This window comes from Bradyrhizobium sp. BRP56, assembly GCF_020194035.1.
Taxonomy (GTDB): Bacteria; Pseudomonadota; Alphaproteobacteria; order Rhizobiales; family Xanthobacteraceae; genus Bradyrhizobium; species Bradyrhizobium australafricanum.
In genome coordinates, this window is sequence record NZ_JADYVV010000145.1 from 1 (window position 1) to 4,291 (window position 4,291).

2 protein-coding genes and 1 pseudogene are annotated in these 4,291 nt (G+C 62.5%); 1 reads left to right on the forward strand and 2 read right to left on the reverse strand.

Annotated elements, in window-relative coordinates:
• Positions 1–81 precede the first annotated feature (81 nt).
• Positions 82–801, reverse strand: coding sequence for a reverse transcriptase domain-containing protein (locus I6F38_RS42975; RefSeq protein ID WP_167456586.1), 720 nt, complete (start codon positions 799–801; stop codon positions 82–84).
• Between the two features lie 1,292 nt (positions 802–2,093).
• Complete coding sequence (locus I6F38_RS42980) at positions 2,094–3,605, reverse strand: ISNCY-like element ISBj12 family transposase (protein ID WP_011084703.1); 1,512 nt, start codon at positions 3,603–3,605, stop codon at positions 2,094–2,096.
• Between the two features lie 101 nt (positions 3,606–3,706).
• On the opposite strand from I6F38_RS42980, the pseudogene I6F38_RS42985 reads away from it, so the two are divergent.
• A pseudogene (locus tag I6F38_RS42985) lies at positions 3,707–4,154 on the forward strand (IS21 family transposase); the annotation flags it as partial.
• Positions 4,155–4,291: the final 137 nt, after the last annotated feature.

Genomic DNA, 4,291 nt, shown 5'->3' on the forward strand with positions numbered 1-4,291 from the left:
CCCACCCCTCCCGGTGGAAAGGCGCCCGGCGCCGCCAATAGCTCCGTGACCGCTCCCCCACCGCAAAGTTATCTTTTGCGTTCAGGGAACCATCGGACCGCCCTGCGGCGTGCCCTCTTCCGTCGGACTGACCAGCCCTCCTTCCAACACACCCGCATTCAGGAAGGCGCGGATGAGCTTCAGGATGCGCTTGTCAGCAACCCGCTTGGCAACCAGTCCCATCAGGATGTCGTGGTTGACCCGGTCAAAGAACTTCTCCAGGTCGATGTCCACCACGATGCTGTGGCCGGCCGCAATGTACGCCTGCGCCCGTTCCACCGCCCGATGTGCCGAGCGCCCCGGCCGAAAGCCGAAGCTCGTCTCGGCGAACGTCCTATCCCAATCCGCCTGCAGCACCTGCATCACCGCCTGCTGGATCAAGCGGTCGAGCACCGTCGGAATGCCGAGCGGCCGCAGGCCGCCCGACGCCTTCGGTATCTCCACCCGCCGCACCGGCTGTGGCTTGTAGGTGCCGTCAAGCAACTGGGCTCGGATCGCAGGCCAGTGCTCCTTCAGGTGGGCTAACAGCTCGCCGACGGTCATCCCGTCGACGCCCGCCGCGCCCTTGTTGCGCTTTACTTGCGCCAACGCTGCCTTCAGATTCTCACTCTCGACAACGTCTTCCATCGACGGTCCTGCGACCGCCGGGCGTTCGAGACAGACTTCCGCCGCACGCGCTTCAGGCTCTCGGGCGCCGGCGCTTCGGGCTTCACCCTCCGCTCCGGGGCTCAAGTTCAGCTCGACCTGATTCTTCTGCCGCATGGCTCGCACGAGATCGCCGCTCTACTGACCACTTCCACCGTTCAGGCCTTCAGCGGCGCGCTGCCGCCTACTACGCCCTCGGCTGACTTCTGCGCTGCGGTCAGGCCGTCTTGCGACGGTCTCAGTCTCGTTGCCGAGACACAGCGCAGACCTCCCGAGGTAAGACCGACCGCCTTCACCGCACGCCCGCCGAATTTACCACCCCGACCTTTGATGACCTTGGACTTCGCGATCAATTGCTCGCTCGTCCGGCCGGGTAGGCCTCGTTATCCGGTGTTTGTCCATCGGGCCGCGGCTTTGCTCCACGCTTTCTTCAGACCCCACCTCACGATGACGCCCTTGCGCTTCGCTAATCCTTCGCCGCCATCAGGCTGGATAGAGGACTTCCACCTCCAAGCTGTCGCTCATACTCGGCACACAACGAAAAACCCCGGCATGAAAGCCGGGGCCCCGTGATGCCACGGCGTACATCCGGCCGTGACGATCAGGCGACAGATTGCATTTGGTTCTTAAAGAAAATGTGACCTTTTGCGGCCGTCGCTCTTGAATGTCGCGCCAATCAATCGCGATCACACACTGTTCCATCCGCGCGTTCACCCTGTCCGGTATAAGATATCCGTGTCACGAAGGGTATTCGTGAGGTTACGTCGAGCCCGCCACCGACGCCGGCACGGCGTCACGTATGGAATCGTCCAGATGGCGATGCCTTCACCGACTTCGTACACAATATCTGCGGCCGTCTGCACGATTGCCGTCAGCACCACGGCGTTCATCCACTTCACGGGCTGACCGCGCCCTAGCCAACAGGGCAGATCTTGCCGCGGAGCTGCTAGCGTCACACCGAAGGGGCTGGACTGGATCAGGCACCCCGAGTGCTCGCGGTCCTCGTCTTTGAAGCTGGACTGAGAGCGACCTAAGCGTCGAGGCTCGACCGATCATCGCAGACAGGCAGGTTCGTGGCGGTCATTGTGAGGGGCATCGACCAAGCGGCGGCGGATCACAGACACGGCCAACGACTCTCGTGAGCGCGGCGTGTTGCCGAGGCTTGATCGCGGAAGCGGAGATTCGCAATCGCCGGGTCAGAGAGCCAATCACCATTGAGTTCGTTGGGCCGGGCTCTCGGTATAGCGCGACGATCTGGGTGGGAAGACGTATTGCCTCACATATCGATGCTCCCGGGCGCGATCAGTTGCCTCATTTATTTTGCTCCTGGCCTGAGTTGAGGAGGAGGCCGGGTGCGGAGATGGCCGGGGTTTCGGAGCGCCCGGCCTCCTCCGCTGGCACCTCGCACGTCATTGGGGTGTTGTGACCTCATGCCCTGGCGGCATTTTTTCTGAAGCAAACAGCAGCGCATTCGCTTGCTCGCTGCGCCAGGATTTCAACCGACGTTGAAGGGTTCGAAGAAGCTTGTTCGGATAGTCTCCAGGATATTCCACCTGCAGGCGCGAGAGCAGTTCGCTGCCGGTCCGCCAAGGCTCGGCTTCAAACCATTTTCTCAAATCTGACGTTGCCCGGATAAGCGGATCGGGACGACGCCGGCCCCTTTTAGCCTTCACGATTGGCCGATCCGTCGGGCGCGTGGCGCCGTCCTTCCAGGCCGTTCGCAGGCTTGCCAGGAAGCGATCAATCGATTGTGATGCCGCAGCAGGATGGGCGGATGGTTGGATATCCGCGAGCGCCGCGAGGCGCTCCTGCACGTCGCGGATGTCGCGCAACAACGTGACCGGATCGAGAGCGGTATAGATTTCCTGGAGATGGTGGCGGACCGCATCAGGCGTGCGGGCGTCCGCTGACAGGCGCTGGTGGGGTGTTGCCGGCGCGCTGTATGTCTTACGTACACGAGCACCGTCGCGCTGCTTGGCTAACAGTTTGAACGAAGGTTGGAAGAAGTTTACGAACAGCCGCGCTGACCGATAGAGTTCCGCCAGTAGCTTGGCCGCCTCCAGGCCTTCGAACCTACGATAGCCGACCATCCTGCGCACGACGGCGCCGTTCTTTTGCTCGACGAACGCCTGGTCATTCTTCCGGTAGGGACGGCAACGCGTGAAGACAATGTTGGCCGCCTCGCAGTAGGCCTTCAACGTCTCATTCATGAACACGGTGTCATTGTCCGTGTCGAAGCCGAGCAGCGCAAAAGGCAATTGCTTGCGCAATTCCGTCAGCACCGTGCTCACCAGCGTCTGTTCGCGCACGATCAGAGGTGCGCACTCTGTCCAGCCGGTAGCAATGTCGGTGAGCACGAGGGTCTGGATGAAGCTGCCGCGCGCAGATGGACCGCTATGCGCTACAAGGTCGGCCTCGACGAATCCCGGCGCCGGATCATTCCAATCTGCCGAAGTCCGTATTGGAATACTGCGACGCAGGGAATGCCCCGCGTGCCGCCGGCGCTTGCGACCCAATTTTTCTCGAACCCGCACCAAGGCGCGGTCGATCGTCGCAGCGCTCATCGCCAAAAGTTTGGTGCGAATCTCAGGGGCAAGGTCGAGGTGCCCGTACCGTTCCATCGCCTCAATCAGCGCGGGCATTAATGCTTTCAGTCGCTTCCCGCAGATGCGGTCTGACGCCTCCCAAAGCAGCACGAGTGCGGTGTGTTCTGCTTCATTATATATCCGACGTCGCGCCCGTCGGCCCGGATGTACGCCTTCCTGGTTTCGAAGTAGACGCATCGCATGCTTCCGATGGAATCCGGTGATGTCGACGAACTCGTCCAATATCCGCGCCTTCTTCGCGCGATCCGACCGCCGATAGCGCACGCCTGCCGCCGCCGTCAGTTCCTTCCGCGTTGCCATGCTTAGCCACCCCATCTCCGCCCCTCGCTCGTTCCCGGTCCAGGGGAGCAATTTACGTGAGGCAACGGCTTAGGATCCGGTAACAATTAAGGCGAGGCAATGCGGAATCGAGGGCGATTGTCGCCCGCCATCGGTGAAGTCGGACAGACCCAGGCGCGCAGAAGAAGACGCCGAGGGGCCGGCGCCGGTCCGATCCGCTCGCGCAGTATTGGGAGGCCGAGATCGTTCCGATCCTGAAGGCTGCGCCCGGCATCCGCGTGATCGGCGTGCTGGACGAGTTGCGCCGACGGCATCATGACCTGAACCCGAACATCCGCCGCACGCTGGAGCGGCGCATCAACGCCTGGCGGGCGCTCAACGGCGGGCTTGCAGAACGCGCTGTGGGCGCTTGGCGGCGTGCCGCGGGAGCATCGCAGCGACAGCCTGTCGGCAGCGTTCCGCAATCTGGCCGCCGACGCACGGGAGGATCTGACGCAGCGCTACGCCGGGCTGATGGGCCACTATGGCATGGCGCCAACGCGCAACAATGCGGGCATCGCACATGAGAACGGCTCGATCGAGAGCGGGGAACGCGTCTTCACGCACCAGAGCATAGCTCAACGGCTTTGGGACGCGTCAGACCGCATCTGCGGGAAGCGACTGAAAGCATTAATGCCCGCGCTGATTGAGGCGATGGAACGGTACGGGCACCTCGACCTTGC

What these genes read in the sequence shown, in the direction of transcription:
- I6F38_RS42975 (WP_167456586.1), bottom strand. Translation starts at nt 801, where the DNA reads ATGCGGCAGAAGAATCAGGTCGAGCTGAACTTGAGCCCCGGAGCGGAG.
- I6F38_RS42980 (WP_011084703.1), bottom strand. Translation starts at nt 3,605, where the DNA reads ATGGGGTGGCTAAGCATGGCAACGCGGAAGGAACTGACGGCGGCGGCA.